The sequence below is a fragment of the Gaetbulibacter sp. M240 genome (assembly GCF_043876815.1).
In the GTDB taxonomy this organism is placed as follows: domain Bacteria; phylum Bacteroidota; class Bacteroidia; order Flavobacteriales; family Flavobacteriaceae; genus Gaetbulibacter_A.
This window is the reverse complement of sequence record NZ_JBAWKA010000002.1, coordinates 423,898-442,638: the sequence shown is the minus strand read 5'-3', so window position 1 is coordinate 442,638 and position 18,741 is coordinate 423,898. Positions and strand designations below refer to the sequence as shown.

The 18,741-nt window shown below is 36.9% G+C and carries 16 protein-coding genes; 6 read left to right on the top strand and 10 right to left on the bottom strand.

The window, feature by feature from the left end; genetic code table 11:
• Positions 1 to 27: 27 nt before the first annotated feature.
• From V8G61_RS07505 to rpsF, 4 genes are all read right to left on the bottom strand, one after another.
• Positions 28 to 3,225, bottom strand: a complete 3,198-nt coding sequence (locus V8G61_RS07505; protein WP_394874907.1) for a carboxypeptidase regulatory-like domain-containing protein — start codon at positions 3,223 to 3,225, stop codon at positions 28 to 30.
• Positions 3,226 to 3,353: 128 nt separating this feature from the next.
• Positions 3,354 to 3,815, bottom strand: a complete 462-nt coding sequence (gene rplI, locus V8G61_RS07500) for a 50S ribosomal protein L9 (protein WP_394874906.1) — start codon at positions 3,813 to 3,815, stop codon at positions 3,354 to 3,356.
• A gap of 13 nt (positions 3,816 to 3,828) precedes the next feature.
• Positions 3,829 to 4,128, bottom strand: coding sequence for a 30S ribosomal protein S18 (gene rpsR, locus V8G61_RS07495; protein WP_394874904.1), 300 nt, complete (start codon positions 4,126 to 4,128; stop codon positions 3,829 to 3,831).
• Positions 4,129 to 4,130: 2 nt separating this feature from the next.
• On the bottom strand, positions 4,131 to 4,469 hold the full coding sequence (rpsF, locus tag V8G61_RS07490) for a 30S ribosomal protein S6 (protein ID WP_394874902.1): 339 nt from the start codon (positions 4,467 to 4,469) through the stop codon (positions 4,131 to 4,133).
• A gap of 199 nt (positions 4,470 to 4,668) precedes the next feature.
• Here rpsF and V8G61_RS07485 point away from each other — a divergent pair, with 199 nt between their 5' ends.
• Positions 4,669 to 5,364: a LytR/AlgR family response regulator transcription factor gene (locus tag V8G61_RS07485; RefSeq protein ID WP_394874901.1), complete on the top strand. Its 696-nt coding sequence runs from the start codon at positions 4,669 to 4,671 to the stop codon at positions 5,362 to 5,364.
• On the opposite strand, the gene priA is transcribed toward V8G61_RS07485, so the two are convergent.
• The 3 genes from priA to nadC all read right to left on the bottom strand — a co-directional run bounded on the left by priA (position 5,361) and on the right by nadC (position 9,688).
• Entirely contained in the window at positions 5,361 to 7,814 is a 2,454-nt protein-coding gene (gene priA / locus V8G61_RS07480) for a primosomal protein N' (protein ID WP_394874899.1), read from the bottom strand. The two genes, V8G61_RS07485 and priA, sit on opposite strands and share 4 nt — an antisense overlap.
• Positions 7,815 to 7,817: 3 nt before the next feature.
• Positions 7,818 to 8,759, bottom strand: coding sequence for a YihY/virulence factor BrkB family protein (locus V8G61_RS07475; protein ID WP_394874898.1), 942 nt, complete (start codon positions 8,757 to 8,759; stop codon positions 7,818 to 7,820).
• A gap of 68 nt (positions 8,760 to 8,827) precedes the next feature.
• Positions 8,828 to 9,688, bottom strand: coding sequence for a carboxylating nicotinate-nucleotide diphosphorylase (nadC, locus tag V8G61_RS07470; protein WP_394874896.1), 861 nt, complete (start codon positions 9,686 to 9,688; stop codon positions 8,828 to 8,830).
• Positions 9,689 to 9,815: 127 nt separating this feature from the next.
• On the opposite strand from nadC, the gene rlmH reads away from it, so the two are divergent.
• Positions 9,816 to 10,289, top strand: a complete 474-nt coding sequence (rlmH, locus tag V8G61_RS07465) for a 23S rRNA (pseudouridine(1915)-N(3))-methyltransferase RlmH (RefSeq protein ID WP_394874895.1) — start codon at positions 9,816 to 9,818, stop codon at positions 10,287 to 10,289.
• A gap of 2 nt (positions 10,290 to 10,291) precedes the next feature.
• On the opposite strand, the gene V8G61_RS07460 is transcribed toward rlmH, so the two are convergent.
• The 3 genes from V8G61_RS07460 to V8G61_RS07450 all read right to left on the bottom strand — a co-directional run bounded on the left by V8G61_RS07460 (position 10,292) and on the right by V8G61_RS07450 (position 13,912).
• Positions 10,292 to 10,591: an HPF/RaiA family ribosome-associated protein gene (locus V8G61_RS07460; protein ID WP_394874894.1), complete on the bottom strand. Its 300-nt coding sequence runs from the start codon at positions 10,589 to 10,591 to the stop codon at positions 10,292 to 10,294.
• A gap of 91 nt (positions 10,592 to 10,682) precedes the next feature.
• Complete coding sequence (locus V8G61_RS07455; RefSeq protein ID WP_394874893.1) at positions 10,683 to 12,326, bottom strand: AMP-binding protein; 1,644 nt, start codon at positions 12,324 to 12,326, stop codon at positions 10,683 to 10,685.
• Positions 12,327 to 12,340: 14 nt separating this feature from the next.
• Positions 12,341 to 13,912: a hypothetical protein gene (locus V8G61_RS07450; protein WP_394874892.1), complete on the bottom strand. Its 1,572-nt coding sequence runs from the start codon at positions 13,910 to 13,912 to the stop codon at positions 12,341 to 12,343.
• A gap of 134 nt (positions 13,913 to 14,046) precedes the next feature.
• On the opposite strand from V8G61_RS07450, the gene V8G61_RS07445 reads away from it, so the two are divergent.
• The 4 genes from V8G61_RS07445 to V8G61_RS07430 all read left to right on the top strand — a co-directional run bounded on the left by V8G61_RS07445 (position 14,047) and on the right by V8G61_RS07430 (position 18,682).
• The gene (locus V8G61_RS07445; RefSeq protein WP_394874891.1) at positions 14,047 to 14,628 is read left to right on the top strand and encodes a non-canonical purine NTP diphosphatase; all 582 of its coding nucleotides are present in this window, start codon (positions 14,047 to 14,049) and stop codon (positions 14,626 to 14,628) included.
• A 62-nt stretch (positions 14,629 to 14,690) separates the two neighbouring features.
• Positions 14,691 to 16,910 carry a RelA/SpoT family protein gene (locus tag V8G61_RS07440; RefSeq protein WP_394874890.1) on the top strand — a complete coding sequence of 740 codons (2,220 nt, stop codon included), beginning with the start codon at positions 14,691 to 14,693 and terminating at the stop codon, positions 16,908 to 16,910.
• Between the two features lie 26 nt (positions 16,911 to 16,936).
• Complete coding sequence (locus V8G61_RS07435; RefSeq protein ID WP_394874889.1) at positions 16,937 to 17,389, top strand: Fur family transcriptional regulator; 453 nt, start codon at positions 16,937 to 16,939, stop codon at positions 17,387 to 17,389.
• A gap of 12 nt (positions 17,390 to 17,401) precedes the next feature.
• Positions 17,402 to 18,682: an adenylosuccinate synthase gene (locus V8G61_RS07430; RefSeq protein WP_394874888.1), complete on the top strand. Its 1,281-nt coding sequence runs from the start codon at positions 17,402 to 17,404 to the stop codon at positions 18,680 to 18,682.
• Positions 18,683 to 18,741 lie beyond the last annotated feature (59 nt).

Sequence of the window (18,741 nt, the reverse complement as noted above, 5' to 3'; positions counted from 1 at the left end):
AAATTTATTAAATATTAATTGATTCTGTTAAAAAATATAGCGTAAACCTACCTGAGCTTGCCAACGGGAAGCCAGACTGGAATCGAAACCAAAGGTAGTAGCATCAGATCCTCCAATAAAAGTATACTCTGGTGTTCCACCAGACGTATCAACACTCAATGGGGACAAATTGTTTGGTTGCTCAACGACACCCCAATCTGAGTTGATAAGATTTCCAAAGTTTAATATATCTAAACTTAATTGAATTGTGTTTATTTTATCGCCACTAACTTTAATATTAAAATCTTGTAAAATTTTAATATCCCAACGACCACGCCATGGTGCCAAAGCACCATAACGATCAAAATAACTTCCTCTATTATCTCTTAAATATTTATCTTGTTGAATGAAGTTTTCAAAATTATCCGCCATGGCTTGTCCACCTGAAAAATTCATTTGTTGTACTTCCGAAGCTGTTGGTACATATATTAAATCATTATTTTGAAAGGAGCTATCCCCATTAATATTACCTGCATAGGTATAATTAAATCGACCGCCTTGAGCGTATTCAAAAAATGTCGATATCGTAGTTCCCCACTTTCCACTACCATAAACCCATTTTTTACTTCCAACACCTATGAATCTGTGAGTGTCCCCGTATTTAGAATATGAAAGCACATCATTATTAGCATTACCTAAGTTAGGGTTAAAATCGAAGGCGTCACCTGTAATTTCTGCTTCAATTGAATTAACATCTTTAGCATTTAAATAGTTATAAGCTAAGCTAGTATAAAATCCATTGGCAAATGTTTTTTGGGCTTTTAATGTAGCATTCCAAATCCGCCCTTTATCGGAATTTGTGAATACATAAGCATTATTACCTCTGTCACTCGATAAATAAACAGGCCTATTGTCACCAGGCGCATTCAATGTGCCCGATGGATTTCTCAATCCCCAGTTTTGTACATGAGCTGCATTTAAATCTTTAGTGTATGAAAGATCAGCAGTAAGCGTAATGCCATTTTCTAATCTATGATCGGCACCTATGTTTGTTCGCCACACTTGCGGCCATTTGTAATCAGGATCAACTAATTGAAAGAAACCATCATCTGCTCCACTAACTTGATTACCCAGCCAAACAAAAGGAAAACGGCCCGTAAACAATCCTGTACCACCTCTAATTTGAGTAGTACTTTCATTATTTACATCCCAATTAAAACCTAACCTTGGTGAGATCAACCAATTATTATTAGGTAAGGTTGTTGAATCTAAATTTACTTCTTCATTAGTATTTGGGTTGAAATACAAAGTAGAGTTATCTCTTGTTGCTCCATTGTCTGTATCTATGTATTTCTGAATTAATTCAGCAGTATTAAAATACATCGGTTTATCAAAACGAATCCCATATGTAAGCTTAAATTCATCATTAACGTTCCATTCGTCCTGTGCATAGAAGGATAATTGACCAACATTAAGTTCTGCCAATTTCCAACCACCATCATTCCCTGTTCCATTAGCATTAAACGAATCATAAGCATTTTGAGTAGCGGTTAAATATTGATCAACAAGACCACCAGGTTGTGCATTATCCAAAAATGTTTGAACATCTGGATATGGACTAAAAATCCCATAGTAAGGGAAAATTCCAAAATTAAAAGACTCGTAATTAACTAGGTTAAAAGAATTTTTAAAAGCAAATTTTTCATAGGATAAGCCAATTGTAAATGTATGGTTACCTTTTACAATATTTAAATTGTTTGTCAACTGGAATACCTTCTGATCTAATTCATTATTAATAGAAAATGGTTCATGTCCTGCAATTATATAATTAGAGCCTGCACCATCTTGAATGGTTATTATCGGAGCAGGTCCAGACAATGGATTTCTAAAATCATCAAAATGCGTGTATCCTACTTGAAGTTTATTGGTCATTTCATCTGATAATTTAGAGTTTAATTCTAATTGAACAGACTTTAGTTTGTTGTTAATCTCATAACCAGAATTTTCAAATTGTAGTGTTTGGAAACTCGGTCCTCTTGAGCCCAATGCTGTTGGATGCGCTGGCTTTTCTTTTGAAGCATCTAACCAGTTATAGATAACTGCTAAACGATTATTATCATTGATATTCCAATCCAATTTAACAATTCCTTTCGTAGATTCTGAACCATAATTAAATCCTTTATATGCTCCGGTATTATAACCTAACCCTCCAGTTCTGGAACCATCAGGTTGTAGCACTCCCCATAATGCTTCTTGAACAGCTATAAAATCACTTTCCGAAACCCTGGATTCATTTACCGCACCAGAACCTGTATTAGGAACCCAACCATTGGAACCCAGATCTGTTCTATCATCTATTTCAAAATTCGCAAAAAAGAATAATTTATTTTTTACTATTGGACCTCCTAAGCTAAAACCGTATTGGTTTTGTTTCAGGTTTGATGTTGGAACATCCTGCCCATTTACCTTTCCTCCTGTTAAATTTTCATCTCGATAAAACCCATAAACAGTTCCATGAAATTCATTGGTTCCACTTTTTGTTACGGCATTTACAGAAGCCCCTGTAAAACCAGACTGTGTTACATCATAAGGAGCTGTTGAAACAGAAATTTGATCAATCGCATCTAAAGATATAGGTTGAGCATCTGTTTGTCCACCAGGAGTTGGAGCATCTAATCCAAAAGGATTATTAAAAATGGCCCCATCTAGAGAAAAGTTATTGTACTGATCGTTTCTACCTCCAAATGAATTTCCATTAGAGGACGGCTCTAACCTTGTAAAGTCCGAAGCAGATCTGGAAATGGTTGGCAAGCGCGTTAATTCGCGTCGTCCAACACTTGTTTCAGCACCTGTACGGTCACTACCAAAAGTTCCTGTACTCGAGGTCCCCTGAATCACTACAGCATCCAACTGAGACGCTTCTTCCGCCAAAACAGCATCTAAATTTAAGGTTTGACCCAGAGATAAATAAACATCATTAAACGTTTTAGCCTGATATCCCACATAACTTATAGTTATGGTGTAAGGACCTCCAACTTTAAGGTTCAAAAGGTTAAATCTACCATCAATGTTTGTAGCAGCACCAAAATTAGTACCAGTTGGATTATGCACTGCCAGAACATTGGCTCCCGGCAAAGGCTCTGAATTGTTGTCCAGAACCAACCCTTTTATGTTAGCTGTGGTTACCTGCGAAAGGCCTACAAAGCTCAAAGACATAAAAAAGATTAAAGCGTAAATTTTTTTCATAAGGTGGTTTTTGATTAGTTTATAAAGCTATTATGCATGCATAATATTAAAAAGCGAATTTACAATAAAAAAAAAGTCACTCGAAAGAGTGACTTTAATTATTTTAAAAATTTTATTAACTATTTTGATTAAGCCTGTGCTACGACCTCGAATGGGAAATCAAACACCACTTCTCTGTGTAAACGGATAACAGCATTGTACTGCCCTAAACGCTTGATGTTTCCTCCGGTAATGGTTACAAACTTTTTATCAACAGTGTGTCCTTCTTTTTCGAAAGCTTCCACAAGATCTGCTTTTGTAACAGAACCAAATAATTTATCACCCGCAGAAGCACCTTCAGTAGCTTTTGCAGCGATTTTAATTTCTAATCCTTTTATAGCTTCAGCAGTTTTGTTTGCGTCTTCTATAATCTTCTTTTCTTTATAAGCACGTTGCTTTAAGTTTTCTGCCAATACTTTCTTAGCAGAAGGCGTAGCTAAAATAGCTTGCCCTTGAGGAATTAAAAAGTTTCTACCATAACCGTTCTTAACTGTTACAACATCGTCTTTAAATCCTAAATTTTCAACGTCTTGTTTTAATATAAGTTCCATTGTTATTGGTATTTTATTTTAATAAATCTGCTACGTATGGCATCAACGCTAAGTGTCTTGCTCTTTTTACGGCAACAGATACTTTTCTTTGATACTTTAATGAGGTTCCTGTTAAACGTCTCGGTAAAATTTTACCTTGCTCATTCACGAACTTCAATAAGAAATCTGGATCTTTATAATCCACATATTTAATTCCTGACTTTTTGAAACGACAATATTTCTTTTGCTTATTGGTCTCAATATTCAACGGGGTTAAATATCTGATCTCTCCGTCTTTTTTTCCTTTAGACTGTTGTTCAATAGATGTTGCCATAATTACGCTTTTGCTTTAAGTTTTTCTCTTCGTCTTTCCGCCCAAGAGATAGCATGTTTATCTAACGCAACCGTTAAATAACGCATGAATCGCTCATCACGTCTGAACTCTAATTCTAAGGCTCCAATCACCTCTCCTGGTACAGTGTACTCAAATAAGTGGTAAAAACCACTTTTTTTGTTTTGGATCGGGTAGGCTAATTTTTTTAGTCCCCAATCTTCTTTAGCTATCATCTTAGCGCCGTTAGAAACAAGAAAATCTTCGTATTTCTTAACTGTTTCCTTTATCTGTTCATCAGATAAAACGGGATTTAAGATGAAAACAGTTTCATAATGATTCATAAAAATTGAATTTATTGTTAAAAATTGGCTGCAAAAATAACTATTTTATCTATATTACACAACTAAATAGAGAGACAAAATACCAAATCTCACGAATGTTAAATTTTTGTTAAAAACTACAGTTCACCGATGAAATTTGGTTTTTAACGTAATTTTTTGTACTATTGTCGATATCTTAACCGAAATAATATAAAATGTTATGACTTTAAACTGTGTAGTAGTAGACGACTCAGCGATACAAAGGCTGTCAATCGTGAAGTTAGTGGAGAATCACCCCGCTCTAAATCTAATTGCAGAATACAGCAGCGCGCTAGAGACTAAAAATGGTTTAAATACGCACCAGGTCGACCTTATCTTCCTTGATATTGAAATGCCTGTGCTTAATGGCTTTGAGCTATTAGACGTATTAAACAAAAAACCGCAAATTATTTTTGTAACCGGCAAAACCGAATATGCTTTTAAAGCATTTAATTACGATGCTACCGATTACTTACACAAACCCATTACAAAAGAACGCTTTAACATTTCTGTAGACAAAGCTTTAGAACAACACCGCCTTACCATAGATTATAATGAAGAAGATGGTGAACACATTTTTGTAAAAAGCAACTTAAAGAAGCGTAAAGTGTACATTAAAGATATTAAATGGATCGAAGCTCTTGGTGACTATGTAAAATTAGTGACTGAAGAAAATAGCTTAGTCGTTTTATCTACAATGAAGTCTTTTGAGGCAGAGTTACCTGCCGGTAAATTTTTGAGAATTCACAAGTCTTACATCGTGAATCTTGACAAAATTGACCGTTTTAACAGTAAAAATGTGGAAGTGGGGGCATACGAAATTCCATTAAGTAGAAACAAAAAGACACAATTAGTTGACGCTTTAAATAATATTTAAAAGTTATCGACATTTAAATTTACTTTAACCACCCGAAAATCTTTTATACTCAAGAAGCTATTATTAATTTTAATAATGGCTTCTTTTGTTCTTTGTAGCGACTGTTCCTTAGGGATCTTAATCAGGATATTTTTATGATATTGATTTCGAATCCTAGAAATGGCCGGTGATTCAGGGCCTAAAACATAATTGCCAAATAACTGCCGAAGAGACTTGGCATACCAAATCGCTCCTGTTTCTACCCTATTGTAGTCTTTGTGTTTTAAAGTAATTTTTATTTGTCTGTAAATGGGTGGATATTTAAAGGTATAGCGCTCCTCCATTTGATCTTTATACATCGCCGCGTAATTATTGGTTGACACCTGCTGCAGAATGGTATGATAGGGATTATAGGTCTGAATCAATACTTTACCTCGTTCTTTAGTGCGCCCTGCCCTACCGGCCACCTGAAGTAACAATTGAAAACTGCGCTCGTGTGCCCTAAAATCTGGGAAATTCAGCATATTATCAGCATTTAAAACGCCAACTAATTTCACATTTCTAAAATCCAATCCCTTGGTCACCATTTGGGTACCTACTAAAATATCGATTTCCTGCTGTTCCAGTGCCGTAATGATCTTTTCATAGCCGTGCTTGCCACGTGTAGTGTCGAGGTCCATACGACCAACTTTAAAATCAGGAAAAAGTTCCTTGACCTCAGCTTCAATTTGTTCCGTTCCGAAGCCTTTATTATCGAGATCAGGACTCCCACAAGCCATACAACTATTTTGCATCGCCATAGCATAACCACAATAATGACAGCGTAATTGATTTCGATATTGATGGAAAGTTAAACTCACATCACAATTAGGACATTGCGGAGAATGCCCACAGGTCTGGCAGGAAATAACCGGTGAAAAGCCGCGGCGATTTTGAAATAAAATCACCTGAAATCCTTCATGCAAGGTTTCGGCCATTTCCTCAATTAAAGTATCACTGAAATGACCTTTCATGCGTTTCCGCTTATACTTATCCTTGAGATCCACCAGTGAAATATCCGGCATCAACACATTATTATAGCGATAATTCAGTTCCACCAAACCATATTTGTTTTGCTGAGTATTGTTATAGCTTTCCAAACTTGGTGTCGCCGAACCTAATAAGGTTTTAGCTTTAAAAAAAGAGGCCAAAACAATGGCGGTATCGCGGGCATGATACCTTGGCGCCGGATCGAATTGCTTAAATGATTGTTCGTGTTCTTCATCAACAATAATCAAACCCAAATGACTAAAGGGTAATAGGACCGCAGAGCGTGCTCCCAGAATAATTCGTGCCTTCGATTTATCCCCTAAAATATTATTCCAGACCTCCACGCGCTCGTGGGTAGAATATTTTGAATGGTACACGGCTACCTGTTCCCCAAAATACTCCTGCAAACGCGAGATCAGCTGGGTTGTTAAGGCGATCTCCGGCAGCAGATATAACACCTGTTTTCCTTCTTTAAGAGTGTCTTCAATAAGCTTTACATAGATTTCTGTCTTTCCCGACGAGGTGACACCATGGAGTAAGCTTACTTCATGACTTTCGAAGGACGTCTTAATTTCCTCTAAGGCCGCAGCCTGATAATCATTTAAATGTTTTGAGTCTTCATTTTCTTCTCCCTGATACTGAATTCTATCGGTTTGAATAAAATATTCCTCTAAAATATCTTTATCAATAAGGGTTTTTATAATGGAAGACGATGTGTCACTAGCCTTAGCCAGATCAGTGACCTTTACCGGTTTTTTTGTTTGTGCTGAAAGCGAAAAAAAGGTCATAACCACTTCTCGCTGCTTTGGTGCACGACTTAGATCATCAAGTAGTTTGTGTAATTGTTCCTCGGAATTATATGTAGTATGGAGCTTTACATAACGTACTAATTTTGGCTTATACGTTTCATAAATATCTTCCTGTAATGTTATGGCATCCTTTGCGATCAAACGATTTAAAACGGGAAGCACATGTTTCTTATCCAAAATATTTGAAATATCTTGAATTTTAAGTGAGGATTGATGGTGTAGCGCTTCATAAATTAAAAATTCGTCATCTTCCAGATCAGAATCCTTTATATCCTTAGCATTATTTTTTACGATAAGAGTTTCACTTTCTAAAATAAAACCACTTGGTAAGGAAGCACGCATAACGTCTCCTAAAGTGCACATATAATAGTCAGCTATCCACTGCCATAATTTTAATTGCCAGGAATTAACTATGGGGGTGTCATCCAGAATTTGCTCAATATCTTTGGCTTCATAGGCGGTAGGCGCATTATTGTGAATATGATGCACAATACCGGTATATATCTTGGTTTTGCCAAAAGGGACAGCAACACGCATTCCCGGTTTTAAAAATTCCGCTTCCGCGGAAGTAATACGATACGTGAATAACTTTTGAAGTGGGACAGGAATAATTACATCTATAAAATATAGCATAGCTTATTTCCTGTTTCGAAGTTTATTAATAGAAATATTCAACTCATAACCCAATAAAAGCACATTGGAGTTTAACCACAGATAAAATAATAAAATCAAAAGCGCTCCAATAGAACCGTATAATTTATTGAATTGGCCAAAATTTTCGATGTAAACACCAAATAAAAACGACGTTACAACAATGAGAAAAGTAGTGAATAACGCGCCTACAGAGAAAAATTTAGAGTTTCGTCCTTCGCGTGTTCCAAAATAATACAATGTAGCTGTAGCGATATAGATCATGATAACAAAAAAGACATACTTCACCACATTTGGCCAAACTGTTTCCTTGTCTGGAACCTGATAGCCTCGCTTATCTAAGGCAAGGAATACCTCATCGACCACATAAATTTGAAAATACCCCAGAACAGCGATCGTAAGAATGAGTAAAAAGGACAAAATCAAGGCAATTCCCAAAGCAAACAAATACTGCCGAAGCACGCTTCTGGACAATTGATCGTGATATGAATTTTCAAATCCTGAAAAAATAGCATTTACACCATTAGCCATCAAAATTATGGATAAGATGAATACTCCTGATAATAATCCCGCCTGCTGTGATTGATCGATATTTTCAAAAATATTATTAAAGAAGAAATCCGAGGTTGTCGGCGGTAAAAACGATTGCAAAAAGGTTTGAAATTCTAATTTAAAGTTTTGTATTGGGATGTAGGGAATAACGATTAAAATAAATAATAGAAAAGGAAATAAAGCCGTGAAAAAACTAAAGGCAATAGCACTTGCTCGTGTGGTTAATGCTCCCTTTACAATACCCGTAATGTATAATTCGAAAAGGTCGTAGAATGAAAGTCCTTCCAAGCCTGGAAGCTTCACTTTTTTTAATAACCTGATAACAATATTGATAACAGGAATTTTTTCAAGTTTCTCTTCAATAGGTTTGGTCATTAATTTTTATGCTTTTCAGAATGAAAAACAAAGTTATCAAATTTAGCTTGCTAAAACTACTATGAAAATTACTTTATAGCCTTTAAACTAATGTCCATATTATGTACAGAATGCGTTAGAGCACCACAAGAGATAAAGTTTACACCACACTCAGCATAATGACGTACGGTGTCTTCATTAATATTTCCTGAAGATTCAATAAGACATTTTCCATTAATAAGCTTTACCGCTTTTCGAGTATCTTCATAATCAAAATTATCCAACAGGATTCTATAAACGCCATCATTTTTCAGAATCTCTTCAAGCTCTATGAGATCTCTGGCCTCTACCATAATAAGTAAATCCTTTCCTGTTTCACGTAAATAATCTTTGGTCATCTCGATAGCTTTAGTGATACCACCGGCAAAATCAATATGATTGTCTTTCAACATGATCATATCATAAAGTGCGAACCGATGATTTTCTCCACCTCCAATTTTAACTGCCCACTTTTCTAGCACACGAATACCTGGCGTAGTTTTCCTAGTATCTAATATTTTTGTTTTGGTTCCCTTTAAAAGATCAACAAAAGTTCTTGTTTTGGTAGCAATAGCACTCATACGCTGCATCGCATTTAAAACCGTACGTTCCGCCTTTAAAATAGATTGTGACGGCCCTTCGATATACATAACCACGTCACCAAATGTCACTTCGCTCCCATCCTCAATTTTTACATCTAATCTGAGGTTTTTATCAACATAGGCAAACACTTTTTTAGCAAAATTTACACCACCAATGATGCCTTTGTCCTTCACCAAAATTTTTGCTCTACCACGGGCATTTGCCGGTATACAAGCTAAAGAACTATGGTCGCCATCACCTACATCCTCGCGAATGGCATTGGCTATAATCATTTTGACTTCATTGTCAAACTGCTCTTGCGTTATCATATTGAGTTGATTTGAAAAACAAAAATAAGAAATTGATTTACTTAACCACGTTTTACAATTACGAATTTTGTAATTTTTTAGTTTGAAAATACGGCTTTCGTAATTTGGAAATACTAATTTTGCGATTATGACTATTAAACTCATCGCTGTAGGCAAAACAGATAAGACAGAATTCCAAGATCTTATGACCCTGTATCAGGACCGTTTAAAACATTATATAAAGTTTGAAATAGAAATTATTCCAGATATTAAAAATGCTAAAAAGCTAAGTGAGTCTGAGCAAAAACAAAGGGAAGGCAATTTAATTTTAAAGAAAATAAATCCGGGCGATAGTATTGTTTTGTTAGATGAAAACGGTAAACAGTTCAGTTCGGTCCAATTCTCTAAAGAACTTCAAAAGCATATGAACTCCGGGGTAAAAAGACTGGTTTTTGTAATTGGGGGACCTTACGGTTTTTCGGATGAGGTATATCAAAAAGGAAATGGGAAAATGTCTTTATCAAAAATGACCTTTTCCCATCAAATGATCCGTTTATTTTTTATTGAACAATTGTATCGTGGCTTCACCATTTTAAAAAATGAGCCTTACCACCATCAATAATTTTAAAAAGTTTTAAATACCTGCTTACGCTTTTTTAATTGGCGCTCAAGGTCATTAATCGTATCCCTAACGGATACTTCATAATTATGAGTATTCGAAGTGGCAAAAATTCTAGGGCCCGGTAAACTTAATTCAATGCTACAAATTTTCCCCGCATCATGATCGCTGCCCTCTTGTTTAAAATGTACCGAGGCACTGATTAAAAACTCATATCTATTAAATAATTTTTCTAATTTTTCTCTTGTGAATTCCGATAATGTTTCACTTACATCTAGGTCTACATATTGAATGTTTACTGTCATTATAATTCTATTTTAATGTTTATTTCTACCACTAATATACAGGTTTTAAATGGAGCTATTCCTAACATTAATCATAAAAAATGGTGAATCTTTAATTGGAATCAGATTCAAAAATTACTTTATCCTCCATGGCAAACCATTTGTAGTAATATGGTTTATGTATTTTTTCAATGGCATTTCGTTTTACCTTGAGGGTAGGTGTTGTTAAATTATTGTCTGGCGTCCAATCTTCCTTCATAATAACGACTTTTTCAATGCGTTCGTGTTTCTCCAAGGTTTTATTTAGCTCACGAACAGTACCCATCAAACTTTCTGCCAATGATTTTTTAGTTTTGGTTGCTCCCACCTCAGAGAGCGTAATAAGAGCTATAGGTTGCGGTATACCCGAGCCTACTAAACAAATCTGCCCAATATCGGTATTCGCGCTTAAGGCTAATTCGATTGGTGCAGGAACAATGTACTTACCTTTATCTGTTTTAAACTGGTCTTTAACACGACCGGTAATGGTTAAAAAACCATCGTGATCGTATTCTCCCGTATCTCCGGTTTTTAAATAACCACCCTCGAAAACCGAAGCGGTCAATTCAGGGTTTTTATAGTAGCCTAGCATCATACATTCATTTTTAATTAAAATTTCACCTTCTTGCGATAATTTTACTGAAACCTCATCATGAGCCTTCCCTACGGTTCCTGGTTTATTAGCACCTCGAAAATTAGCATGCGAAAATGAACAATCTTCTGTCATACCATAAAGCTGTACAATTTCAACACCTATGGTTTTATACCAGTAGATAAGACCTACAGAAATTGGCGCAGCTGCAGACCCTACGACTAGGGCTGAGCCCATTCCTAATTTTTTTTGAAGTTTATTCTTAATAATCGAACCTACTAGAGGTATACTCAATAAAAAACTCAAGCGTTTTTGAGGGATTTTATCAAGTATTTTTTCTTGGAATTTGGCATATATGCGTGGTACCGCAAAAAATAAATGTGGTTGTGTATTTTCCAGATCCTCAGCAAAGGTATCCAGCGATTCCGGGAAAAACACTTCTGCACCTTTCATGATACATAAAACACTAATGAGACGCTCAGCAACATGTGCTAATGGTAAGTAAGAGAAAAAACGAAAATGATCGGGGACCTTTAACTTTTTTGCAAAAAGACGACAACAATAGGCGAAATTGTGTGCCGAATGCATAACACCCTTTGGCATTCCAGTGGTTCCTGAAGTATAAATAATAGTATGTAGATCTTCCGGGTTACTAATCTTCGGCTCCATGGGCTCATAAGTACTCAACCAGGCCTCCCAAGTAGACGCTTCATTGATTCCATACCTTGCAATACTTAGGACAGGAATATCAGTTATTCCTAATTTTTGAGCTTCAAAATTATCGAGTTTACCCACAATAATGGCCTTTGAATCACTATGCTCTAATATTTGCCGAATGCCATTTGCGACTAAAGTGGGATAAATAGGAATGGATACATACCCTGCCATCATAATAGCCAGATCGCTCATATGCCAATGTGCACAATTTTTAGAAAGGAGCGCCACATGGCTACGCTCAGGTAACCCCAAATCTTGCAACCCGCTTGCTATTCTTCTCGCCTCCTCACCCGCTTGTTTATAAGTATACTGTAAATTTTCTCCGTTTATTGGTTGATTTAAAAACACTCTATCCGGGGTTTCTTTTTCCCAGAACAAAAAAGCTTCTAAAGGGGTTTTGAAATCCATCGCACTAAATAATTTTAAATATTTTGCAAGGCTTTTGAAGATTTTTCAATCATAGTCTTATCACCAAGCATCATGGCCGATTTGTTAACTCCACTTAATGCCAACCTCCGTTTTGTTCCTCGTTCTAAAGCCTTCTGGTATAGAGCTAAAGCCTCAGCCGGACGATTTTGGTCTAAAAGAAAATCCGCGTAGAACTCCATCGGTGGCTTCTGAATAAATGGCGGACCATAACTATAACTCATTTGTTCATGAAGATTTACAGCATCTTTAAAATAGGTTTCAGCCACTTCAAGGTCGTTATCCTGCCAGGCTTTCAAACCTTGTAATTGCATCAGCATAATTTTTGCTTCATTAATATCAGACTGCGTTGGCAGTGATCTCGAAGCCGATGAGCATACGGCAAAACCTTTATTTAGGTTATCTGCCAAAAGGGCTTCTTTAGAAATCTCTTTAGACAAGGTATCAATGGCCGCAACCAAATTAGAATTTTCTTTCATTTTGAAAGCATGCATCCCTTTAATAAAATAATTTTGAGCGCGAATACCAATATTTAACCCAGAAACATCAACAGGAATAGAAGCGATATCATGATCCCAAAGATTGGTTTCCGCTAAAAAAGTTCCTTTTAAAAACATTAAATGCACGCGTGCTACAGGAGACGGTGTTTCAGAACAATACCGTTGCATATCATAAACCATTTTTTCCGCTTCTTCAATTTGATTTTTCTGTAAACACCCATATTCTAACCAATGATAAGCATGATACCCTCTCGCATTATTGTCGAGTTTCTTAGCCTCCATGCGGTTTAAACTGGCTTGATACGAATCAATATTCGATGCTATCACTTTATCCCACATCCCTAAAGCGACATAAATATGTGATGGCATGTGCAAGGCATGACTTGCATCCGGAGCTACTTTAGCATAAGCATCAGCAGCATCTAAAGCCATATACGCATGTTGGGGATCATCGTACGAATGAATTAAATAGTGCAACGCTCCCGGGTGCTGCGCATTTTCTTTTAAAATACCCTGAGCAATTTTCGCACCCATACCATAAACGGTATCATCGCGTCCTTCCGCTACTGAGCCTAATAAGGACAAGGCATAAAAGGCAGCAACCTCATGATTAGAAGGGTATTTTTCAAACAGAGATTTCATGTAATCTTTATAGGCTACATCCCGGTCATTTTTCGACGTTTTAGGCTTATAAAGCAAGTCTAGCCCGGCGATCAAATCAGATTCTAATTCAGTAATAGAAGTGGGAACATTACTATTTTTTAATTTTTCCAAAGCTGCAACACCACTTTCATAATCCTGCTCGCTCCACAAACTGTGATTATACGACATGGCTTCACCCCAGTACGCCATTGGCATTGTTGGATCGGCTTCCTGTGCTTTTAAAAACGCTTCACGGGCATCTTTATATTCAAAACTATGCAGTAATAAAAGACCCTTTTCAAAGTGGGTTTTAGCAGCAGCATTTCCGGTAACTGTTAAATTAACAACACCTAAATAATCATGTTTTGATTCCTTTTTACAAGAATAAAAAAGAATCAGTAATGCTAAAAATATGGACTGTCTCATAGGGTTATTGTGGTTTAACGGGTTGTACAGCAGCTTTTTATATAAATTGCTCCCGAACTAAATATACATAATTTTTGAATGGTTTTTGAATTTATTTTATTGGTTTACTTTTACAGTTCGAAACCCATGATGCCATGAAACTTGTATTTGCAACCAACAATAAAAATAAAATTAAGGAGGTCCAGAAATTAATTCCGGAACACCTATCACTATTAAGTCTTGAAGATATTGGTTGTTTTGAAGATATCCCCGAAACCAAGGATACCATTGAGGGCAACGCCCTTCAAAAGGCGCAATACGTAAAATCACATTATGGTTATGATTGCTTTGCTGATGATACCGGATTGGAAGTTTCCGCTTTAAATGGTGCTCCGGGTGTTTACTCCGCACGTTACGCGGGTGAGGAGAAAAATGCTGAGGCTAATATGCAGAAATTACTTTCCGCTTTAAGCGAAAAAAACAATAGAACGGCACAATTCAAGACCGTAATTGCTCTCATTCTAAACAATGAAACTACCCTATTGACGGGGATTTGCAAAGGGGAGATTATCAATAAAAAGCGAGGGGATGGTGGTTTTGGTTACGACCCTATATTCAAACCTGAAGGCTTTGATGAAACGTTTGGTGAAATGGATCTCGATTTGAAAAATCGTATTGGACATCGCGGAAAAGCTACAAAAAAGTTGCTCGATCACCTTTCAAATAAGTTCCAATAAAAATTCCTGATTAATTTCAGCCGACTATTGGTTGTTTATATTCTTTATGCTACTTTTATTCTATGACAGCTGTAGAAATTGAAAAAGAAAACAACGCAATAACCAAAGCCTACAAACAGCTTCTGAAAGTGAGTTACACCACCTTGACCAAGGAAGACAAAAAACTGATTCGTAGTGCTTTTGAAGTTGCCATGGATGGGCATAAAGACCAGAGACGAAAATCGGGTGAAGCCTATATTTTCCACCCTTTGGCTGTAGCTAAAATTGTGGCTCAGGAAATCGGACTAGATGCGACTTCAATTGCCTCTGCCTTGTTGCATGATGTGGTGGAGGACAGCCCGGATTATTCCATCGAAGATATTCAAGAAAAATTTGGAGATACCGTGGCTATGATCGTCGACGGCCTTACTAAAATCTCTTCCCTGAGCAAAGAAAAGGATATGGATGTGTCGCTTCAGGCAGAAAATTTTCGTAAAATGCTGCTCACATTGAATGACGACGTACGCGTGATCATCATAAAAATTGCCGATCGCCTTCATAACATGCAAACGATGGATTCTATGGCACCGGACAAGCAAATAAAAATTGCTTCGGAAACCTTATACATTTATGCACCTCTCGCCCATAGAATTGGTCTTTATAATATTAAAACGGAACTGGAAGACCTGGGATTAAAATACACGGAACCTGATGTGTATTATGACATTCTGAATAAAATTAAGGAAAGCAAGGAGGAACAAGATAAATATATTGAGCAGTTCAGTAAGGTGATCAAAAATTCTTTGGATAAAGAAAATCTGGAATACACCATAAAAGGACGTCCGAAATCTATCTTTTCTATACGTCGAAAAATGCAGAAGCAGGGTGTTTCTTTTGATGAGGTTTACGACAAATTCGCCATCCGGATCATTTATCGAAGTGATGCTGATAATGAGAAGTTTTTGGCCTGGAAAATTTATTCAGTGGTGACCGACCACTTTAGACCTAACCCCATTCGACTGCGCGATTGGATCTCCTCACCGAAATCGACGGGTTACGAAGCCCTACATATTACGGTTATGGGACCAAAAGGGCGTTGGGTAGAAGTGCAGATCCGTAGCGAACGGATGAATGAAATTGCAGAAAAAGGTTATGCCGCACACTACAAATACAAGGAGGAAAATGAAAAAGAAGACAGTTTAGAAAATTGGATCAATCGGCTTCAGGAAGCCCTTGAAAACCCGCACACAAGTGCCGTGGATTTTGTGGAACAATTCAAACTCAACTTATATTCCAAAGAAATTTTTGTGTTTACCCCTGCCGGGGAATTAAAATCACTTCCAAAAGGCGCTACGGCTCTTGATTTTGCATTTGGTATTCATACTGAAGTGGGTATGAAAACCCGCGGTGCCAAGGTAAATGGAAAATTGGTGCCCTTGAGCCATGAATTAAAAAGTGGCGATCAAGTTGATATATTGACCTCTGATAACGCTAAACCCAATTCCAACTGGCTCGATTATGCCACAACGGCCAGAGCACGTAGCAAGATCAAATCGGCACTTAAAGAAGACAAAAAGCATATTGGTGAGGAGGGTAAAGAGATCTTGCGCCGAAAGTTAAAACAGCTTAAAATCACCCTAAACGAAGCCTCTGTAAATGAGTTGGTAAACTATTTTAAACTGAAAACCAGTTTAGACCTTTTCTATCGCGTTGGTCTGGGAACCATTGATAACACAATGCTGAAAGCCTTCGCCTCGTCAAGAAGTAACGTTTTGATGAGTTTCTTCAAAAATAAAATCACAAGAAAACAAACAGCAACCAAAGAAGAACTGGAGCGTGATGAGGTTACCAATAAATTTGACTCTTTGGTGTTTGGTAAGGACGAAGAAAAACTGGACTATAAATTAGCAAACTGCTGTAATCCAATCCCCGGAGATGATGTTTTTGGATTTTTAACCGTAACGGAAGGTATCAAAGTACATAAAAAGAACTGCCCCAATGCCGTAAGTCTGCAATCAAATTATGCCTATCGCATCATGCCCGCTAAATGGGTAGATTCAACCCAGCAAGAATTCTCGGCTCAAATAATACTTACAGGTATCGACCATCTTGGATTGGTAAACGATATTACCAAGGTGATTTCTGAGAACATGCATGTTAATATGAAGAGTATCAGTTTTGAAAGTGATGGCGGAATCTTTTCCGGTAAAATAAATGTGGTGGTGAAAAACAATACCCTTATTAAAAAACTAATCGATAGACTGAAAAAAATTAATGGTATCGATAAGGTGTCAAGAGTGTAAAAAAAGTGTAAATTTGCGACGAAATTATGAATGAGAAGGCAGACACTAAAAATCAGGAAATTGTAAAGAGCGTTTTTACAAGCTTTTTAGAAGGTAACGGGCACAGAAAAACCCCTGAACGCTATGCAATTCTACAGGAAATCTACAATAATACCGAACATTTCGATATTGAATCCCTGTACCTCAGTATGAAAAATAAAAAATATCGTGTATCCCGCGCTACGCTTTATAATACTATAGAATTGCTTCTGGAATGTGGCCTGGTGCGTAAGCATCAATTTGGTCAGAATCAGGCGCATTACGAAAAATCATATTTCGACAGACAACACGATCACGTGATCCTGACCGATACGGGAGAGGTGATCGAGTTTTGCGATCCGCGTATCCAATCCATAAAAAAAACAATCGAGGAAGTATTCGATATAGAAATTAATAACCACTCTCTTTATTTCTACGGGAATAGAAAATCAACCAAATAACTAACTTTTACGATGGCAGTAGATTTACTACTAGGATTACAATGGGGCGACGAAGGCAAAGGAAAAATTGTTGACGTTCTCACGAAAAACTATAATATCATTGCACGATTTCAAGGCGGACCAAATGCAGGTCACACGCTTGTTTTCAATGGAAAAAAACATGTATTGCACACTATTCCGTCTGGAATATTTCATGACGATGCCATTAATTTAGTTGGTAACGGGGTAGTCATAGATCCGGTAATCTTTAAAGGGGAATTAGAAAAATTGGATGAGCAGGATGTCGATTATAAAAAAACTTTAATTATTTCGCGTAAAGCTCATATTATTTTGCCAACACATCGTTTGTTGGATGCTGCCAGTGAAGCGTCCAAGGGGAAAGCTAAAATTGGTTCTACCTTAAAGGGTATCGGACCAACGTACATGGACAAAACAGGCCGAAACGGGATCCGTGTGGGTGATCTGGAATTAGAGGATTGGAAAGAGAAATACCGTGCCCTGGCAGATAAACACGAGTCGATGATCGCATTTTACAATGTAGACATTCAATATAACCTAAAGGAACTGGAAACCGAATTTTTTAAAGCCGTCGATGTTTTGAAATCATTAACGTTTATTGATTCTGAAGAATACATCTACCAGGCTCAAAAATCAGGGAAATCTATTCTTGCTGAAGGTGCTCAAGGTTCACTTCTTGATATTGATTTTGGAACATATCCTTTTGTAACTTCAAGTAATACAACTGCGGCTGGTGCTTGCACAGGCTTAGGGGTTTCTCCCGGTGATATTGGTGAAGTTTTTGGGATTTTCAAAGCTTATACCACACGTGTAGGTTCCGGACCCTTCCCTACCGAACTCTTTGATGAAGACGGTGAAACTATGGGGCGTGTTGGAAATGAATTTGGTGCTACAACCGGACGCCCAAGACGTTGTGGTTGGTTAGACTTAGTCGCTTTAAAATACGCCTGTCAGGTGAATGGCGTAACACAACTCATGATGATGAAAGGTGATGTGCTTTCAGGTTTTGAAACCTTAAAAATTTGTACGGCCTATAAGTATCGTGGTGAAGTGATCAAGCATTTGCCATACAATATTGAACCTGAAAATGTAGAACCTATTTACACTGAGGTTAAAGGCTGGAAAGCCGATCTTACAGGGATGACAGAAGCTTCACAATTACCGGTTGCCTTAAATGACTATATCGGATTTTTAGAGCAGGAATTAGAAATTCCAATCACTATTGTTTCTGTAGGTCCGGATCGGAATCAAACGATTTTTAGACCTAAAAAATAAGATTTTATAAATATTTATCAAACGCTCCAAAAAAATAATTTTGGAGCGTTTTTTGTTAC